Here is an 18,124-nt window from a genome sequence, read left to right as displayed (position 1 = left end):
GAACAACTGTAAACCCGCCAACAGAAAATAAATACGGCTACCCTCTAGCTGTCGGATACAGCCTTCCCTACCTCAAATCCCTCCGAACAAACCCATATCTGGGCTGATGACCACCAATATTTCGACGATAAAGAACGTCAACAGAAACGTTATCCCCTGCCTTGCCGATAAAGTTGAAGAAAGTCGTCTGAAAATCCGTTCTACCATACAGCGAACACATTTATTCAAACGGCTTTTTCTGCCAATAAAACTTATCGCTTTTCAGACGACCTTTAAAGATTTCATCGCCGCCCAACTCAAACACCAGCGCGCCCGATAAATCCGTTCGCAACAATGCTGCGCCGTGTGCGCGGACGCGGGTTTGGACGGCGGGGGTTGGATGCTTGTAGGCGTTGGCGTAGCCGCTGGAGGCAACGGCGTATTTCGGCGCGACTGTGTTCAGGAAGCCACCGGATGAAGCCGTGTTGCTGCCGTGGTGTCCCAATATCAAAACTTGGCTGTACAGCGAGCCGCCGTAGCGTTCTATCAGATCCGCTTCGCCTTTGATGCCCAAATCGCCCGTAACCAGCAAAGCCTGTCCGTCAGAAACGACGCGCAAGACGCAGCTTTGGTCATTGTCTTCGCCACCCGAATTTTCAGACGACCTCAATAGCTCGAAATCCACGCCGTTCCATTGCCATTGCGCTTCGGCGCAAAATTTTGCATTCGGATAAAACTCAGGCTGTCCCGCCAGCGTTTCGCCGATTTCAATATCGGAAACGGCATCCAAACCGCCGTCGTGGTCGCTGTCGTGATGCGACAGAATCAGCGTGTCCAAACGGCGCACGCCCATGGCGTTCAGGCTTGGCACGATACCCGTTTGCGCCGCCTGCGCCGTACCCGTGTCAAACAGCAGGTTGCGGTCGCGCGTCTGTACCAATACTGACAAACCCTGTCCCGCGTCCATCACGGTAATCCGCGCCAAGCCGTCGTCCAAACGGTCGGGGCGGTAGAACACAAATCCTGCCAAGACCAAACACGCCCATGGTCGCAAACCCAGTCCGCGCGGCAACAGCCACAGCAAAGCCGCTAAAAAAGCCAAAATAAACAAAGGCACAGGCGCGGCGGCTACGGCAAATTCAGGCGATACTCCCGCCAGCCAAACCAAGCCGCGCAAAGTGTATTCCGCCAAACCTGCCGCCGCCCATTGCAAAGGTGTGAACGGCAACACCGACCCAACCAATGCCAACGGCGTCAATACCCAAGAAAACCATGGAATCATCGCCGCATTGACCAAAGGACTGATGATGGGCAAGGACGCAAAGATATAGCCCAACAATACCACTGACAACACCGTCGCCGCCCATTGTCCGCGTACAGCCAAACGCCAGCCGCGTTCTTTCAGACGACCTGCCGAAGCCCAAATCAAGGCGGCGACCAAGCCGAACGACAGCCAAGTGCCGACGCCCAAAACCGCCAGCGGATCAAGCAGCAACACCACCGCTAAAGCCTGCCACCACGCCGTCCAGCCCGAAGACAAACTGCCGCGCCACCAAGCCCAAGCAAACGCTGCCAGCATCAAAACGCTGCGCTGCGTCGGCACGGAAAAGCCCGCCAGCAACGCATAAAACAAAGCCCCTGCCGCGCCGCCTGCTAAAATCCACACGCGCGGTTTAGCCGGTACCCAAGGCAGTCGTCTGAAAATCAGTTTGACCAGCCAGCCCGCCAAAACCGACACCATCGTAACGTGCAGCCCCGAAATACTGACCAAGTGCGTCAAGCCCAAAGGTCGAAACGCCTGCCACAATTCGGGTCTCAATGCCGATTGTTCGCCTATGCTCAAAGCCCGCATCAGACCGATACCGTCGGAAAAATCCGGACTGTCCGCCCCGACAGCCTGCCAACGGCGGCTGACCGCATCGCGCCACACCGCCAAACCGACACCGCCGCCCTCGCGAACCAAGCTTCTGCCTTTGCCCAGCGTACCCGCGCCGTCCAAACCGTTTGCCAACGCCCAAGCCTCACGGTTCAGCCCGCGCAGGTTCACTTCGCCGATAACCGGCTTGAGCCGTGCCGACACTTTCCAGCGGCTGCCCACCGCCCAATCGCGTTTCTGATAATCCGACAGCAATAAATCAAATTGCCGCCCATCCTCTGTCCACGCCTTCGCCGCAAACTGCACCCGCCGCCCGTCGCCGCGCGGCATATCTGCGACTTCAACCGTCAACACCGACTCCGAAGACCCGTTCAGCGGCCATTGCGCCGACAAAGCCGCTTCCGTCCGAAACACGCCGTAAGCCGCGCCGAGCAGGACGCACAGCATCATTCCCGCCACCGCAAACCGCCGCGAAGCCGCCAGCAAAACCAATGCCGCCGCCAGCCACGCAGCCCAATGCGGTACGGACGGCAAAGCGAACGAGGCGATGACGCCGACGACCCAAAACGGCAATCCATAATATTTCAGCAAAACTGTTTCCCTTTTTATTATTAGCTTTGAAATTAGGTGGAGATAATAATTGAATTTCCTATAAACGTCATGAAAAAGGTCGTCTGAAAACCTAAACTATGGCTTTCAGACGACCTTTACTATTTTAAATAATCAGACCAAACACGCTTTACGGAGCGGTTTGCTCCAACTCAAGCGCGGCGGCAAGCAGCGACAGGCGAGCCATTACGCCGTAAACGTAGAGGCGGTTGTGTTCGTTGTCCACATCGCAATCTTTTTCAGAGCGCGGCATACCGAGCGAGTCCCATTCTTCGAATACGCGTTTGCAGGCTTCGGGGGCTTCTTGGGAGTTGTCGCCGCTGCCGGTGGGGATGCTGTTGGACAGCGGGACGAACACCATGCCGCCGGCGTTGAGGTTTTCGTCCGCGCCACGTCCTTCGTGCACACGGAAGAAGCCGCCGATAACGAAACGGTCCATCATATAAACGACGGGTTCGCACACGGCGCCGTTCATGGTTTCATAGGTATAAATGCCTTCTTGGACAATCACTTCGCTGACTTCCAAGCCTTCTTTCACCTTCGCCATTTTGTTGCGGTTTTTGCGGTTCAACCCGCGCACTTCGTCGGCGGATTTGACGCTCATCACGCCCATGCCATAAGTACCCGCGTCGGCTTTGACGATAACGAAAGGCTGGTCGGTAATGCCCAATTCGTCGTATTTGGCTTGAATTTTTGCCAGCACGCGTTCTACCGCTTCCGCCAACGCGTCTTCACCTTCGCGCTCTTGGAAGTCCAACCCGCCGATTTTTTCGAAATACGGGTTAATCTGCCATTCGTCGATGTCAATCAGCTTGGCAAATTCGGCGGCGACTTGGTTGTATGCGCTGAAATGTTCTGTTTTACGGCGCGTCGTCCAACCGCCGTGCAGCGGAGGCAATACGGTTTGGCTGATGCCTTTGAGAATGTCGGGAACGCCCGCGGACAAGTCGTTGTTCAACAAGACGACGCAAGGCGAGAAGCCGTCGGCAAGATGGACGCGCTCGCGGGTACGCAATAGCAATAAAGGTTCCAGCAGGATTTTGTCGCCCAGCGCGGTTTCAAACTCGGTCGGCTCGGTAACTTCCGGATTCAGGCTGCCCAAACGGACTTCATACCCTGCCGAGCGCAAAATCTCGCTGAGTGCGTAAACGTTTTGCAGGTAGAACGTGTTGCGGGTATGGTTTTCGGGAATAATCAATACGGATTTTGCCGTTTCGCAGGCACGTTGTACCGCATCTTGCGCCGCCACTGCCGCCAGCGGGATGAAATTCGGATTCAGGTTGTTGAAGCCGCCGGGGAACAGGTTCATATCAATAGACGAAATTTTATAACCGGCATTGCGGATGTCGACCGAACCGTAAAACGGCGGGCGGTGTGCGTTCCATTGCGAACAGAACCATGCTTCGATTTTGGCGTGGTTGCACAGGATTTTCGCTTCAAACGCCTGAAGTTGCGACAGATGTTCGGCAGCCATAACCGGTAATTTCATTCTCTATACCTCTGTTGTCGGATGTGGGATACGGATGGAAATGATAGTGCTTTTTTAGGCGGTACGACAAGCATTGTTTCAAATAAAATACCTCTTTTTGTCAACAATTCTACAATTTGTCCAATTTTTAAAAGTTATTTTTAGATTTTTACGGGAAAATGTAGAAATTAGACAAATTTCTATTGCACTACCCCTGTAAAAAGCCTAAAATCCGCCCATTAAAACAAACCATCTACTCCTATTATTAATAAGCAAAGATAACCCATCATGAGCGCACAAACCCTCTACGACAAACTCTGGAACAGCCACGTCGTCCGCGAAGAAGAAGACGGCACTGTCCTACTCTATATCGACCGTCATTTAGTGCACGAAGTTACCAGCCCGCAAGCGTTTGAAGGCCTGAAAATGGCGGGACGCAAGCTGTGGCGTATCGACAGCGTCGTCTCCACCGCCGACCACAACACCCCGACCGGCGATTGGGACAAAGGCATCCAAGACCCGATTTCCAAGCTGCAAGTCGATACTTTGGACAAAAATATCAAAGAGTTCGGCGCACTTGCCTACTTCCCGTTCATGGATAAAGGTCAGGGCATCGTTCATGTTATGGGACCGGAACAAGGCGCGACCCTGCCCGGCATGACCGTCGTCTGCGGCGACTCGCACACCTCTACCCACGGCGCATTCGGCGCACTGGCACACGGTATCGGCACTTCCGAAGTCGAACACACCATGGCGACCCAGTGTATTACCGCGAAAAAATCCAAATCCATGCTGATTACCGTTGAAGGTCGTCTGAAACCGGGCGTTACCGCCAAAGACGTCGCTCTCTACATTATCGGACAAATCGGCACGGCAGGCGGCACTGGCTACGCCATCGAGTTCGGCGGCGAAGCCATCCGCAGCCTTTCGATGGAAGGCCGCATGACCCTGTGCAACATGGCGATTGAAGCAGGTGCGCGCTCCGGCATGGTTGCCGTCGATCAAACCACCATCGACTATGTTAAAGACAAACCCTTCGCACCCAAAGGCGAAGCGTGGGACAAAGCCGTCGAATACTGGCGCACGCTGGTTTCCGACGAAGGCGCGGTATTCGACAAAGAATACCATTTCAAAGCCGAAGACATCGAACCGCAAGTAACATGGGGCACATCGCCTGAAATGGTTTTGGACATCAGCGGCAAAGTGCCGAATCCTGCCGAAGAAACTGATCCCGTCAAACGCAGCAGCATGGAACGCGCCCTCGAATACATGGGCTTGGAAGCCGGCACGCCGCTGAACGAAATCCCCGTCGACATCGTATTCATCGGCTCCTGCACCAACAGCCGCATCGAAGATTTGCGCGAAGCCGCCGCCGTCGCCAAAGGCCGTAAAAAAGCCGACAACGTACAGCGCGTGTTAATCGTTCCCGGTTCCGGCTTGGTCAAACGGCAGGCGGAACAGGAAGGTTTGGACAAAATCTTCATCGACGCCGGTTTCGAATGGCGCGAACCGGGCTGCTCGATGTGCCTCGCCATGAACGCCGACCGCCTCACTCCGGGCCAACGCTGCGCCTCCACTTCCAACCGCAACTTCGAAGGCCGCCAAGGCAACGGCGGGCGCACCCATTTGGTCAGCCCTGCTATGGCTGCTGCCGCGGCGGTCAACGGACGCTTTACCGACATCCGTACTATGGCATAATCTTTCAGACGACCTTGCATAACCACCAAAGGTCGTCTGTAACCACCATCTCCGCGCAAAGGAGATTCTCCAACTCTTAAATCAAGGAATCCAATGATGAACAAACTGTTGATAACCACCCTTGCTGCCCTTACCCTGGCTGCCTGCTCCAGCACTTGGTCCGGAGCGAAAGATGACGCTAGCCGCAACTGGGATAAAACAGAAAACGCTGCCGAGCGCGGCTGGGACAAAACCAAAGCTGCCGTGAAAAAAGGCGGTAACGCTGTTGGCCGCGGCATGACCCATGTCGGCGAAAAAATTGAAGAAGCTACTGAATAAACTGCTATCTTTACACAAGGCTGCCTAAAATATATTTTCAGGCAGCCTACTACGCAAACAATAAGAGTTATAAAAACCTTTACTCAAACCACCGTTTATATTCATGTAACTCCGCATTTTTTCATTTATACGAACTATTGCCTTTTGTGAAGATGCCGAATATTATTAGTAATACAGTAACACAGACTGTACTTTTCAAACTATTAGGAGCTTCAAATGAAAAAATTCGCCCTCATTGCTTTGACCGCTATGACCTTGCTGTCTGCCTGCAATACCATTTCCGGCATGGGAAAAGATGTCAGCGCCGCCGGTAACGCAGTCAGCGGTTCCGCTGAGTCTGTAAAAAATTACTAATCCAAAATCCAATTTCACGCAGGAATCCATACATGAAGAAATTTGCCCTAATCGCACTGACCGCGATGACCTTGCTCTCTGCCTGCAACACTATTTCAGGCGTAGCTAAAGACGTCAGCGCCGCCGGTACTGCTGTCAGCAATACCGCTGAAAATGTCAAAACCTACTGACTAAACAAAATTTAAACGTAAATGCCCCGGAAATCGGGGCATTTTATAATCCTCGACAAACGAAAAAGTACAGAACATGAAAGCCTTTACCAAAATCACCGCTATAGTCGCCCCCCTCGACCGCAGCAACGTCGATACCGACGCCATCATCCCCAAACAATTTTTAAAATCCATCAAACGAAGCGGCTTCGGTCCCAATGCCTTTGACGAATGGCGTTACCTCGACCACGGCGAACCGGGCATGGACAACAGCAAACGCCCGTTGAACCCCGATTTTTCACTGAACCAGCCGCGTTACCAAGGCGCGCAAATCCTGTTGACGCGCAAAAACTTCGGCTGCGGCTCCTCGCGCGAACACGCCCCTTGGGCATTGGACGACTACGGTTTCCGCGCCGTCATCGCCCCCAGCTTCGCCGACATCTTCTTCAACAACTGCTACAAAAACGGCCTCCTGCCGATCGTGCTGACCGAAGAACAAGTTGATCAGCTCTTCAAAGAAGTCGAAGCAACCGAAGGCTATCAGCTCTCCATCGACCTTGCCGAGCAAACCCTGACCACGCCTAGCGGCGAAACGTTCAAATTCGACATTACCGAACACCGCAAACACTGCCTCTTAAACGGTTTGGACGAAATCGGTCTGACCCTGCAACACGCCGACGAAATCCGCGATTTCGAAGAAAAACGCCGCCAAAGCCAGCCTTGGCTGTTTAACGGTTAATAAACGATGAGGTCGTCTGAAAACGAGCGTAGCTAGTTTTCAGACGACCTTTTTTCATCTCTCCTTCAAAACACATGATTACCGACACCATCACCAACGCCGCACGCTACACCGCGCTGCACCCCGACTTCGCCGATGCCGTCCGCCTGTTGCAAACGCTGGATTTCGCCGCCCTGCCCGACGGACAAGTGCCGTGTGCAAACCCAAACATCCGCCTCTTTATCGGTAGCGAACCAATGAGGAGCAAAGCCGATGCCAAGCCCGAAGCGCATTTGAAACACATCGACATCCAAGTCCCTATCAGCGGAGAGGAAACCTACGGCTGGATAGACAGAGGTCGTCTGAAAAACGGTTTGGGCTACGACGAAAAGCGCGACATCGAATTTTTCGACTGCGAACCGGAAACCTGGCTCACACTCCAACCGGGTGAGTTTGCCCTCTTCTTTCACAACGACGCGCATGCTCCGCTGGTGGGTGAAGAAAAGTTCATACGCAAAGCTGTCTTTAAAATCCGTATCGAAGCAGAACGTTACTGATTTCCTTCAATTCTTCACAAATACTGTAAAACTTGGCTACATCGCCCATCGCGTTCCCGACGAATCCGCCTGCATGATTTCCACGCAGCTTTATCGATGCCACAATGGTACAATCAGCCTCGTTCAAGCAAACCGACCTGCAAACAGACACAAAAGGTCGTCTGAAAACACCATCCTAAAAAATGGAAAACGCATCGCCGTTTTCAGACGACCTTCCCTTTTCCAAACCCTCATAAGGATTTTGCCATGACCAAACATATCGCCATCCTCCGAGGCGACGGCATCGGTCCCGAAATCGTCGCCGAAACTGTCCGCGTACTCGACAAACTCATCGCCCAAGGCTTGGATGCCAGCTACGAATACGCCCCATTAGGCGGCGAAGCCTACGACGAATACGGCCATCCCTATCCCGAATTTACGCAAAACCTCTGCCGCAAAGCCGATGCCGTCCTGCTCGGCGCGGTCGGCAGCCCGCAATACGACAATCTCGACCGCCCGCTGCGCCCCGAACGCGGCTTGCTTGCCATCCGCAAAGACCTGAACCTGTTTGCCAACCTGCGTCCCGCCATTCTCTACCCCGAGCTTGCCAACGCCTCCACGCTCAAACCCGAAATCGTCGCAGGTCTCGACATCCTCATCGTGCGCGAACTCACCGGCGACATCTACTTCGGCGAACCGCGCGGCATCCGTGTTCTGGAAAACGGCGAACGCGAAGGCTACAACACCATGAAATACAGCGAAAGCGAAATCCGCCGCATCGCCCACGTCGCCTTCCAATCCGCCCAAAAACGCAGCAAAAAAGTCTGCTCCGTCGGCAAAGCCAACGTCTTGGAAACCACCGAACTGTGGCGTGAAATCTTTGAAGAAATCGGCAAAGAATACCCCGACGTCGAACTCTCCCACATGTATGTGGACAACGCCGCCATGCAGCTCGTGCGCGCGCCCAAACAATTCGACGTCATCGCCACCGGCAACATCTTCGGCGACATCCTCTCCGACGAAGCCTCCATGCTGACCGGCTCCATCGGCATGCTGCCCTCCGCCTCGCTGGACGAAAACGGCAAAGGTCTGTACGAACCGTCACACGGCTCCGCCCCGGACATCGCCGGACAAAACAAAGCCAACCCGCTTGCCACTATCCTGTCGCTTGCCATGCTGCTGCGTTACAGCCTGAACGACGAAGCCCGCGCGCAACAAGTCGAAAGCGCCGTCCAAAAAGTGCTGCAACAAGGCTTGCGCACCGGCGATATTTACGAAGAAGGCACGAAACTCGTTTCCTGCTCCGAAATGGGCGACGCAGTACTCGCCGCCTTGTAAAAGGTCGTCTGAAAACAAGAGTACGTTTTAAGCAAAATGCGCGGAAAACTCCGCGCATTTTTTCAGACGATTTTTATAGCTTTTTGAGACCTTATCGAGAATGATACGGGACAGGTTATATAGTGGATTAACTTTAAATCAGGACAAGGCGACGAAGCCGCAGACAGTACAGATAGTACGGAACCGATTCACTTGGTGCTTCAGCACCTTAGAGAATCGTTCTCTTTGAGCTAAGGTGAGGCAACGCGGTACTGGTTTAAAGTTAATCCACTATAGTCTCATTCCCTCTTCTGCCTCCGCCTGCCTGATAACCCAAAACAAAGCAAAAAACAGTAAAAGGTCGTCTGAAACCCTTTTCAGACGACCTTTACTATTGAAATATGGCATAATCAAAAGCATCAAAAATATCTGACAAGGAATCCCTATCGTGAGTATTTCCCTGCCCCAATACCTGCTTTACCTGCAATATATGCTTGCGGGTGTAGTGATGACTGTCGTTTTCGGCGCGGTGTATCTGCGGATTACGCCTGCGGAAGAGTTGCGGCTGATTAAAAACGGCAACCTTGCCTGCGCCTTATCGTTTGGCGGCGCGCTGGTCGGATTTTGTCTGACGCTCGCATCCAGCATTGCCCACAGCGTCAGTTTCGTCGATTTTATCCTGTGGGGCCTTGCCGCGGCAGTGATTCAAATTTTGGTGTATTTTGCCGCCACGATGATGATTAAAGGCGCAACGGAAGAACTTATCGGCAACAACGTCGCCGTCGGCGCGCTGTTTGGAGCAGTGTCCGTGTCCATCGGCATCTTGAATGCCGCCTGTTTGACCTGATTTATATAACCGGTTTACAAAATATACGGCTGACCGCATTTCCGCTCCGCTCCGTGTTATCCCATTCTTCAAAATAAGGAACCGCAATGTTCAACTTTATCAAGAAACAGTTTATCGACGTCATCCAATGGCCGAATCCCGACGACAGCCTGCTGATGTGGCGTTTCCCGATTGCCGATGAGGAAATTCAAAACGGCGCGAGCCTGACTGTGCGCGAGGCGCAGATGGCGATGTTTGTCGATGAGGGTGTAACCGCCGATGTGTTCGGACCGGGGCGTTATACGCTCAACACGCAAACGCTGCCGTTGCTGACCAACCTGAAAAACTGGGACAAACTCTTTGAATCCCCGTTTAAATCCGACGTTTACTTTTTCAATACCAAACAACAGCTTGCTCGGAAATGGGGGACGTCGCAACCCGTTACCGTACGCGATGCCGAGTTCGGTGCGGTGCAGTTGCGCTCGTTCGGTATGTACGCCTACCGCATCAGCGATCCGGCAAAATTCTTCAAAGAAGTCAGCGGTGTAGCAGCGGAATACAGCGGCGTCGAGTTGGAAACCCAGTTGCGCAATATCGCCGTCACCCAACTCGCGGCGGCGTTCGGCAGCTCAGGCATTCCGTTTCTGGATATGGCGGCAAACCAAGTTTTGCTGTCGCAGAAAATCGGCGAACTGCTCGGCGCAGAATTTGCCAAACTCGGCTTGACGCTGGAAAACTTCACCGTCGAAAGCATCACTCTGCCTGCCGTCATCCAAGAAGCCTTGGATAAGAAAATTTCCATGGGCGTCATCGGCGACTTGGGACGCTACACCCAATACCAAACCGCCGAATCCATCCCGCTCGCCGCGCAAAACGAAGGCGGACTTGCCGGAATCGGCGCAGGCTTGGGTGTGGGCGCAGGAGTCGGTCAGGCAATGGCAGGTGCGATGGCGGGCATGATGCAACCCGCGGCGCAATCGGCAGCCCAACCTGCGCAAAACGTTCAAACGGCTTCCGAAGAACCGCAGGCAAAATTGGCGAAACTCAAATCTTTGCTGGACGGCGGCTTGATTGCTCAAGAGGATTACGATAAAGCCAAAGCGGAAGTGTTGAAGCAGTTGATCGGCTGATGAAAGAGGTCGTCTGAAAACGGTTTCAGACGACCTTTGGCGGTTTAATCGGTCTATACGGTGAAATCCAGCCGTCGATATTTCGACTTTTAAAACCCAATCCGTTCCACACTATTGCAAGGTCGTCTGAAACTTCCAACCCACTTCCGAAAAGCAAACATGTCAAACACCCCCTTCTTTAAAACCGATTGCCCGAGCTGCGGCGCGCCTGTCGAAGCGCATTCCGCCTCAGCCGTTACGCTGGTGTGCGGCTACTGCAACAGCATGCTGGTGCGGCAGGATGACGGTATCGTCGATTCCGGCCGCGATTCCGCATTGCTGGAAGATTTCAGCCCGCTGCAAATCGGTACGACCGGCACATTCGTTACGCAACGCTTCACCCTGGTCGGACGGCTTCAGGTGCAATACGACGACGGTGCATGGAACGAATGGTACGCGCTGTTTGACGACGGCAGGACGGGCTGGCTTTCGGAAGCAGGCGATTTGTATGTGATGACCATGCCCGTCGAAACCGACAACCCGCCGAGCTTTGAGGACATTCGGGCGGGATTTAGCGAACTGACTTTCCAAAACAAACGCTATGTCGCCTCAGACGTGCGCCGCATCAGCCTGAAACGCGCTGCCGCGCAGGGTGAGCTGCCGTTTGTTTTGGACGAAGACCGTCAGAACAAAGTCTCAGACTGGCGTTGCGAAGACCTTTTCATCACGCTCGACTACAGCGGCGACACCCCCGAAACCTTCTTCGGCCGCATGGTGAACTTGGATGATTTGAAGCTGGAAAACACCCGCAGCGAAGACGAAATCAAAGAAAGCGCAGGCCGTCTGAAAGGCAGCATCGCCTCTGAGAACTGCCCCAACTGCGGCTCGTCCGTCCACTGGGTCAACGGCCTCACCTCCCATCTCAACTGCCCAAGCTGCGGCAGCGAATTGGCAATCGGCAAAGACAAAGCCGAACTCATTACTGCCAACGCCATGCGCACGGCGCAGCAAAGCCTGTTTACCTTGCCCGTCGGCAGACAAGGCCGTCTGAAAAACCGCGAATTTTACGTTATGGGAGCGGTCAGATACGCCGAAACCGACGCACAGGAAACATTCGACAACCTGTTCAACGGCGCCAACCGCGTGCTCACGCCCGAAGGCCAATGGTCGGAATATCTGCTTTACAACCCGACGCAAGGTTTCCTGTGGCTGGTCGAATCAGATGACGGCTGGAGCCTTTCCCAAACCCAAAACACATGGCCGCGCCTCGACCGAAACCGCCAACCGCAAGGCTGCGGCAAACTTTACGACTACGGCGGCAGGGTCGAAGTCGCGGCCGGTGCGTTCTACTGGCGCATCCGCAGCGGCGATTTGAACTATTACAGCGACTACCGCGACGGACAAAACCGCAAACTTTCTGCCGAATTGAACACGCACGAAATGGCATGGAGCAAAAGCGTGCCGGTTGATTACAGCGAAATTGCCGAGGCATTTAGTCTGAGCAGCCGCGCACCGCATTACACCGCAAAAATGGCGGCAGACGGTATTGATAAATCACTGAGAATCGTGATGACCGCCATCTTGGTCGTCGTCAACCTTCCCGCGCTGCTGACCGACGGCAACTCTGCCGGCTCCTTCGTGATCATTATAGGAGCCTGGTTGCTGTGGACTATGGGCAAAGAAGACGGGGACGAGGATTAATCATGTCGAGAGCCACTTACATCATTTTCAGCACCATTATCATCATTATCTCCATGATCATCAGCTACGGTTCTTCCGATTCCGACGGCTCGCGTATGCACTCCGGCGGCTATTACGGCGGCGGAGGTTTCTCTGGAGGTCATAAATGACCCATATCCCCGGCAACCACGGTCTTTTAGATTTATATGGCTGTGATCAAGCTGTCTTGAAAGATGAAGGTCGTCTGAAAACCGTCCTCAAAGCCGCAGCCCAAGCCGCAGAAGCCACCATCCTTGCCGAGCGTTTCCACACCTTCGGCGGGGCAGGCGGCATTACCGGCATATTATTGCTTGCCGAATCCCACATCAGCATCCACACTTGGCCGGAACACCGCTTCGCCGCCATAGACGCATTTATCTGCGGCGGCATGAAGTTGGAAAAAGTGAAGGAAGTATTGTGCAGGGAATTGGCAGCAGAGCGGGCAGTTTGGACGGTTGAACAACGTGGCGAAGGAATATTGGACGATATAGAGCTGCCAATAGAACAATAAAACCTATAAAAGTCGTCTGAAACCGTCTTGATGTTTTCAGACGACCTCTCAGAACCCTAAACCAACATCCAACCCCATGCCGACACGCCGTCAATTCCTCAGTTATACCGCCGCGCTTGCCGCCGCTTCCTCTTTCTCTTGGCTGACTTATAACCGCCTCAACCGCAAACCGCCGGTTTCCGTCAACCGCGTCGGGCTGCCGTTGGGGCATTTGTTGCGCGACGGGAAATTGCTCAGCCCACCAAGCCGCCGTTACGAATGCAATACGCTGATACTCGGCAGCGGCGCGGCGGGTTTGGGGGCGTTGTGGTATTTGGCGAAATACGGTCATCGTGATGTATTGCTGGCGGAAGGGTTCGAGCGCAACGGCAACAATGCCGCCTACGCCGCTTCAGACGGCCTGAAAGCGCCGAGTGGCGCGCATTATCTTGCGTTGCCGTCGAAAGAGAGCGCGTATGTGCGCGAGATGCTGGCGGATTTTGGTATCTTGCAATCGGACAGCAGTTTCAGGGAAACCGATTTGGTTTACGCGCCCGAGTCGCGCCTTTTGTATCAGGATAAATGGCAGGAACACCTGTTGCCGAAAGAAGATGCGGATTCCAAACGCTTTTTTGATTTAATCGGTCGTCTGAAACAGGCTTACGGCAGCGACGGCAAAAAGATTTTCGCCATTCCGATAGCCCTGTCATCGGCAGACGAAACGTGGCGCAAACTCGATAGCCTGACGTTCAAAAAATGGCTTACGCAAGAAGGCTACACTTCGCCCGAACTCTTGTGGTATCTCGATTACTGCTGCCGCGACGATTACGGGCAGGGCATAGCGCAAGTATCTGCCTTTGCCGGACTGCATTACTTCGCCGCCCGCAACAGCGCGGAAACCGTCCTCACTTGGCCCGAAGGTTTGGCGCACCTTTCCGAAAGCCTGCGCCGCCATGCCGGTTTGCAGGAAGGTTGGCAATGGTCGTCTGAAAACCGAATCCGCCTAGACAAACCCGCTTCCGTTAACGCTTCCGCCGTCAAAATCAAGCCTCTTTCAGACGACCGTATCGAAGTTTGGCTGCGCGACAATTCAAGCGGCGAAACCGTCGCCCTGACTGCAAGACACGTTATTTCCGCCATGCCGTTGATGGTCGTCGCCCGCATCGTCGAAAATCCCGCGCAATACGGTTTGAACATTCCCGAATACGCCCCGTGGTTGGTCGCCAATTTCGAGCTGCACAGCTTCCCGAAAGAAAAAAATAACAGCGAAACCGCGTGGGACAACGTCATCTACGGCAGCCAAGGACTCGGCTACGTTGTTGCCACCAACCAGCTCATCCGTGTCGCCCGCCCCGAACGTACCATCTTCACCGCCTATGCCGCACTCAACCACGACACCCCGCAAGCCGTCCGCCGCCAACTGCTCGACGCCACCGACGAAGCACTGCGCGACTTCTCCGCCAAAGACTTGATCGCCGCCTACGGAGAAGGCTTCTGGCAACACGTTTCCCACGTTGATGTTACGGTGCGCGGACACGGCATGAGCGTACCGAAAGTCGGTTATCTGAACGACGAATCTTTGTTAAAAATCAGAAACCGAGCGTCAGGATTGCTGTTTGCCCACAGCGATTTGAGCGGCTATTCGGTATTTGAAGAAGCCTTGTATTGGGGCGTGGAAGCGGCACGGAAGGTGTTGGAACTGGGCTGACTACTGCAAAAAAGGTCGTCTGAAAAAACAAAGATAAAAGGTTTGAAATCCAATGCAGGAAGCCCGATAGCCCTTTCAACCCGTTTTCACTATAATCCCCATTTCCCCACCCCACTCCCGCGCCATGCCTAAAGCCACTTTCTACACCCACGCCGCCGACCCCGCCGCCTTCGCCTGCCGCCTGATTGCGCGCGCCATACGCGACGGCGGACAGATATTGGTGTGGTCGGATTCTGCCGAGACCATCCGCCGCCTCGACCGCGACCTTTGGCAGCAACTCCCCGAAAGTTTCATTCCGCACGAAATTTGGCAACCCGACCAACCCATGTCGTCTGAAACACCCGTATGGCTCGCGTTCGGCGATACTTTGCCCGTCGTACCTGAAAACGCCACCGTCCTTAATCTCTCGCCCGACTTTTGGAACGAAGCCCCTGTCATCCCCGCCCGCGTACTCGAAATCGTAGGCAGCAGTTTGGAAGAACTTGCAGACGCCCGCGAACGCTTCAGCGCATACAGACAAATCGGCTTTACCATCGAACACCACAATATGACAGACAAAGCCTAAAATCTAAGGTCGTCTGAAAACGGCTTTACACGATAAGCCGAAAATTTAAACAGCCTTGATTCCTTTTGATTCAAACTGGGCTATAATCCCGACTTTCTTTTACTGACCCTTTCAAAAGACGAAAACACTATGAACAAAACTTTTAAATTCAGCGCATTGGCAATCGCCGCCGCATTGGCACTGACCGCCTGCGATAAAAAAGACGCCAATAAACCTGCCGCAGCCTCTGCTCCCGCATCTGCATCCGCAGCTTCCGGCGCATCTGCCGCAACCGATACGTCTTCCATCGGCACACCGACCCAACAAGCCAGCTACGCAATGGGTATGGACATCGGCAGATCTTTGAAACAAATGAAAGATCAAGGTGCGGAAATCGATATGAAAGTCTTCATCGAAGCCATGCAGGCTTCTTATGAAGGCAAAGAAAACAAAATGACCGAAGCCCAAGCGCAAGAAGTCATGATGAAATTCCTGACCGAACAACAAACCAAAGCCGCAGAAAAACTTCAAGCCGATGCCAAAGCCAACTTGGAGAAAGGCGAAGCGTTCCTCAAAGAAAATGCGACTAAAGAAGGCGTGAAAACCACCGCTTCCGGCCTGCAATACAAAATCACCAAAGAAGGTGAAGGCAAACAGCCTACCAAAGACGACATCGTCGTTGTCGAATACGAAGGCCGCCTGATTGACGGTACCGTCTTCGACAGCAGCAAAGCCAACGGCAGCCCTGCCACCTTCCCCGTCAGCCAAGTCATCCCTGGCTGGACCGAAGGCATCCAGCTCCTGAAAGAAGGCGGCGAAGCCACATTCTATATCCCGTCCAAACTTGCCTACCGCGATCAGGCAGTTCCCGGTGGTAAAATCGGTCCGAATTCCACTTTGGTATTCGACGTGAAGCTGGTTAAAATCGGCAAACCCGAAGACTTCCAGCCTGCCCCAGGTCAAGTTGACATCAAAAAAGTCCAATAAGCCCGCGCTTTAACCCAATGCCCGAACCCAATCCGTTTCGGGCATTTTTCATTACAAATCCACCCCAACTGCCGTCATCTGTTTTCAGGCAGCAACGGTACGGTTTATCCGTTTCAGACGACCTTTGCAAATCCGATTCCCATCAATATCACGCATAGCATTCCGATTTTATTTTGCTATACAATGACTGCCTGAAAAAACCCGAAAGCCCAACACCATGAAAAACATCGTTATCCTCATCTCCGGCCGCGGCAGCAATATGCAGGCCATCGTCAATGCCGCCATTCCCGACGCCCGCATCGCCGCCGTCCTCAGTAACAGCGCAACTGCCGCCGGACTGGCTTGGGCAGCCGAGCGCGGCATCGCCACCGACAGCCTCAACCACAAAGACTTCCCCAGCCGCCTCGATTTCGACCAAGCCATGATGGAGAAAATCGATGCCTATCAACCTGATTTGGTCGTCCTCGCAGGCTTTATGCGCATCCTCACGCCCGAATTCTGCGCCCATTACTCAAACCGCCTGATCAACATCCACCCGTCCATCCTCCCCGCCTTCACCGGCCTGCACACCCACGAACGCGCCCTTGAAGCCGGCTGCCGCGTCGCAGGCTGCACCATCCATTTTGTAACCCCCGAGCTGGACTGCGGTCCGATTATCTCGCAAGGCATCGTCCCGATCCTCGACGGCGACACGCCCGACGACGTTGCCGCACGCGTCCTGACCGTCGAACACCGCCTTTTCCCGCAAGCCGTTGCCGATTTCGTTGCAGGTCGTCTGAAAATCGAAGGCAACCGCGTATTCAATTCAGAGCGCAACGCCGAAGGACAAACCCTCTTGGCTTAAAACCCTTAAAAGGCCGGATAAACTCCGGCCTTTTGCATTTCTATAATTAATTATTCATATCCTAACGAACTAAGCTTTATAATAATCGATTTAACCGATTGCAAAACAACGTTTTTCACGACATCAAATATATAGAGGAATGCCATGAAACCCTATCTTCGCACTTTATCCCTAAACCTAACGATAGCTGCATTTGCATCACCCGTATTTATCTCTAGCGCCTATGCCGCCAACTTACCGCAATCCGTCTCCCTGCAATATGCCGGACACTACAACGGACTCACCCTGCCCGCGACCATGACCTTTACCCGCAACGGTAAAGGCTACAAAGTCGTATCGACCATCAAAGTCCCGCTCTACCATATCCGTTTCGAATCCGGCGGCAGCATCAACGGCAACACCATCCGCCCGAGTTACTACAAAGACGTCCGCGGCGGCAAAACCTATGCCGAAGCCAAATTTAGAGGCAATCAGGTTACCTACGGTAAAACAGGCGAGCTGCAAACCGAAACGGTCGGTGGCAACATCAGCGATTTATTCACACTGGCATGGCAGCTTGCCGCCAACGATGCAAAACTGCCTGCCCGTCTGAGCATCACCAACGGCAAAAAAATCTATCCCGTCAGCGGTATGAGCAAAATCGGCAGCGGCAGCTATACCCTGAACGGCAAAGCCACACCCGTCGAAAAATACCGCGTACAACGCGGCGATGACACTGTAACCTATTCTTTCGCCACTGCCTTGGGCAACATCCCCGCCCAAATCAGCTATACCGACGACGGCAAAACCTACGATTTGAAACTGACTTCCGTCAGCATCAACGGCAAACCTGTCAAACCCTAAAATCCCTAACTAAAAAGGTCGTCTGAAAACCA

Annotated in this window: 19 protein-coding genes; 17 read left to right on the top strand and 2 right to left on the bottom strand. The window is 53.7% G+C overall.

Annotation, left to right across the window (positions count from 1 at the left end; translation table 11 throughout):
* Positions 1-220: 220 nt before the first annotated feature.
* Together DBY90_RS07190 and gshA are read right to left on the bottom strand one after the other, a co-directional pair.
* A complete protein-coding gene (locus tag DBY90_RS07190) occupies positions 221-2,446 on the bottom strand; it encodes a DNA internalization-related competence protein ComEC/Rec2 (RefSeq protein ID WP_107986900.1) in 2,226 nt (741 codons plus the stop codon).
* 148 nt (positions 2,447-2,594) lie between these two features.
* Entirely contained in the window at positions 2,595-3,953 is a 1,359-nt protein-coding gene (gene gshA, locus DBY90_RS07185) for a glutamate--cysteine ligase (protein ID WP_107986898.1), read from the bottom strand.
* Positions 3,954-4,220: 267 nt separating this feature from the next.
* Here gshA and leuC point away from each other — a divergent pair, with 267 nt between their 5' ends.
* The 17 genes from leuC (at position 4,221) to DBY90_RS07095 (ending at position 18,092) form a co-directional block, all read left to right on the top strand.
* On the top strand, positions 4,221-5,630 hold the full coding sequence (gene leuC / locus DBY90_RS07180; RefSeq protein ID WP_107986896.1) for a 3-isopropylmalate dehydratase large subunit: 1,410 nt from the start codon (positions 4,221-4,223) through the stop codon (positions 5,628-5,630).
* Positions 5,631-5,726: 96 nt separating this feature from the next.
* Entirely contained in the window at positions 5,727-5,948 is a 222-nt protein-coding gene (locus DBY90_RS07175; RefSeq protein WP_029609583.1) for a lipoprotein, read from the top strand.
* A gap of 216 nt (positions 5,949-6,164) precedes the next feature.
* Positions 6,165-6,302, top strand: coding sequence for an entericidin A/B family lipoprotein (locus DBY90_RS07170; RefSeq protein WP_003742168.1), 138 nt, complete (start codon positions 6,165-6,167; stop codon positions 6,300-6,302).
* 32 nt (positions 6,303-6,334) lie between these two features.
* On the top strand, positions 6,335-6,472 hold the full coding sequence (locus DBY90_RS07165; protein WP_009311431.1) for a lipoprotein: 138 nt from the start codon (positions 6,335-6,337) through the stop codon (positions 6,470-6,472).
* A 76-nt stretch (positions 6,473-6,548) separates the two neighbouring features.
* On the top strand, positions 6,549-7,190 hold the full coding sequence (gene leuD, locus DBY90_RS07160) for a 3-isopropylmalate dehydratase small subunit (RefSeq protein ID WP_049228521.1): 642 nt from the start codon (positions 6,549-6,551) through the stop codon (positions 7,188-7,190).
* 74 nt (positions 7,191-7,264) lie between these two features.
* Positions 7,265-7,726 (top strand): YhcH/YjgK/YiaL family protein, encoded by a 462-nt coding sequence (locus DBY90_RS07155; protein WP_070492196.1) that lies wholly within the window; start codon positions 7,265-7,267, stop codon positions 7,724-7,726.
* A 246-nt stretch (positions 7,727-7,972) separates the two neighbouring features.
* Positions 7,973-9,043 (top strand): 3-isopropylmalate dehydrogenase, encoded by a 1,071-nt coding sequence (gene leuB, locus DBY90_RS07145; protein WP_039855700.1) that lies wholly within the window; start codon positions 7,973-7,975, stop codon positions 9,041-9,043.
* A 427-nt stretch (positions 9,044-9,470) separates the two neighbouring features.
* Positions 9,471-9,869 (top strand): DUF350 domain-containing protein, encoded by a 399-nt coding sequence (locus DBY90_RS07135; RefSeq protein ID WP_039855702.1) that lies wholly within the window; start codon positions 9,471-9,473, stop codon positions 9,867-9,869.
* An 86-nt stretch (positions 9,870-9,955) separates the two neighbouring features.
* A complete protein-coding gene (locus DBY90_RS07130) occupies positions 9,956-10,978 on the top strand; it encodes an SPFH domain-containing protein (RefSeq protein WP_070492199.1) in 1,023 nt (340 codons plus the stop codon).
* A 159-nt stretch (positions 10,979-11,137) separates the two neighbouring features.
* Complete coding sequence (locus DBY90_RS07125) at positions 11,138-12,658, top strand: DUF4178 domain-containing protein (RefSeq protein ID WP_199904703.1); 1,521 nt, start codon at positions 11,138-11,140, stop codon at positions 12,656-12,658.
* A gap of 2 nt (positions 12,659-12,660) precedes the next feature.
* Entirely contained in the window at positions 12,661-12,807 is a 147-nt protein-coding gene (locus DBY90_RS13165; protein WP_003742187.1) for a hypothetical protein, read from the top strand.
* On the top strand, positions 12,804-13,187 hold the full coding sequence (speD, locus tag DBY90_RS07120; protein WP_070492202.1) for an adenosylmethionine decarboxylase: 384 nt from the start codon (positions 12,804-12,806) through the stop codon (positions 13,185-13,187). The genes DBY90_RS13165 and speD overlap by 4 nt, the downstream gene beginning before the upstream one ends.
* Before the next feature lie 76 nt (positions 13,188-13,263).
* On the top strand, positions 13,264-14,874 hold the full coding sequence (locus DBY90_RS07115) for an NAD(P)-binding protein (RefSeq protein WP_070492205.1): 1,611 nt from the start codon (positions 13,264-13,266) through the stop codon (positions 14,872-14,874).
* A gap of 124 nt (positions 14,875-14,998) precedes the next feature.
* The gene (locus DBY90_RS07110) at positions 14,999-15,439 is read left to right on the top strand and encodes a DNA polymerase III subunit chi (protein ID WP_070492208.1); all 441 of its coding nucleotides are present in this window, start codon (positions 14,999-15,001) and stop codon (positions 15,437-15,439) included.
* A gap of 129 nt (positions 15,440-15,568) precedes the next feature.
* Positions 15,569-16,405, top strand: coding sequence for an FKBP-type peptidyl-prolyl cis-trans isomerase (locus DBY90_RS07105; protein WP_070492211.1), 837 nt, complete (start codon positions 15,569-15,571; stop codon positions 16,403-16,405).
* 217 nt (positions 16,406-16,622) lie between these two features.
* Positions 16,623-17,249, top strand: coding sequence for a phosphoribosylglycinamide formyltransferase (gene purN / locus DBY90_RS07100; RefSeq protein WP_070492214.1), 627 nt, complete (start codon positions 16,623-16,625; stop codon positions 17,247-17,249).
* A 144-nt stretch (positions 17,250-17,393) separates the two neighbouring features.
* On the top strand, positions 17,394-18,092 hold the full coding sequence (locus tag DBY90_RS07095; RefSeq protein ID WP_070492217.1) for a DUF3108 domain-containing protein: 699 nt from the start codon (positions 17,394-17,396) through the stop codon (positions 18,090-18,092).
* The last annotated feature ends 32 nt before the right edge of the window (positions 18,093-18,124 follow it).

Source organism: Neisseria mucosa (assembly GCF_003044445.1).
Lineage (GTDB): Bacteria > Pseudomonadota > Gammaproteobacteria > Burkholderiales > Neisseriaceae > Neisseria > Neisseria mucosa_A.
The sequence above is the reverse complement of the archived record's forward strand: the minus strand, read 5'-3'. Positions and strand labels throughout refer to the sequence as shown.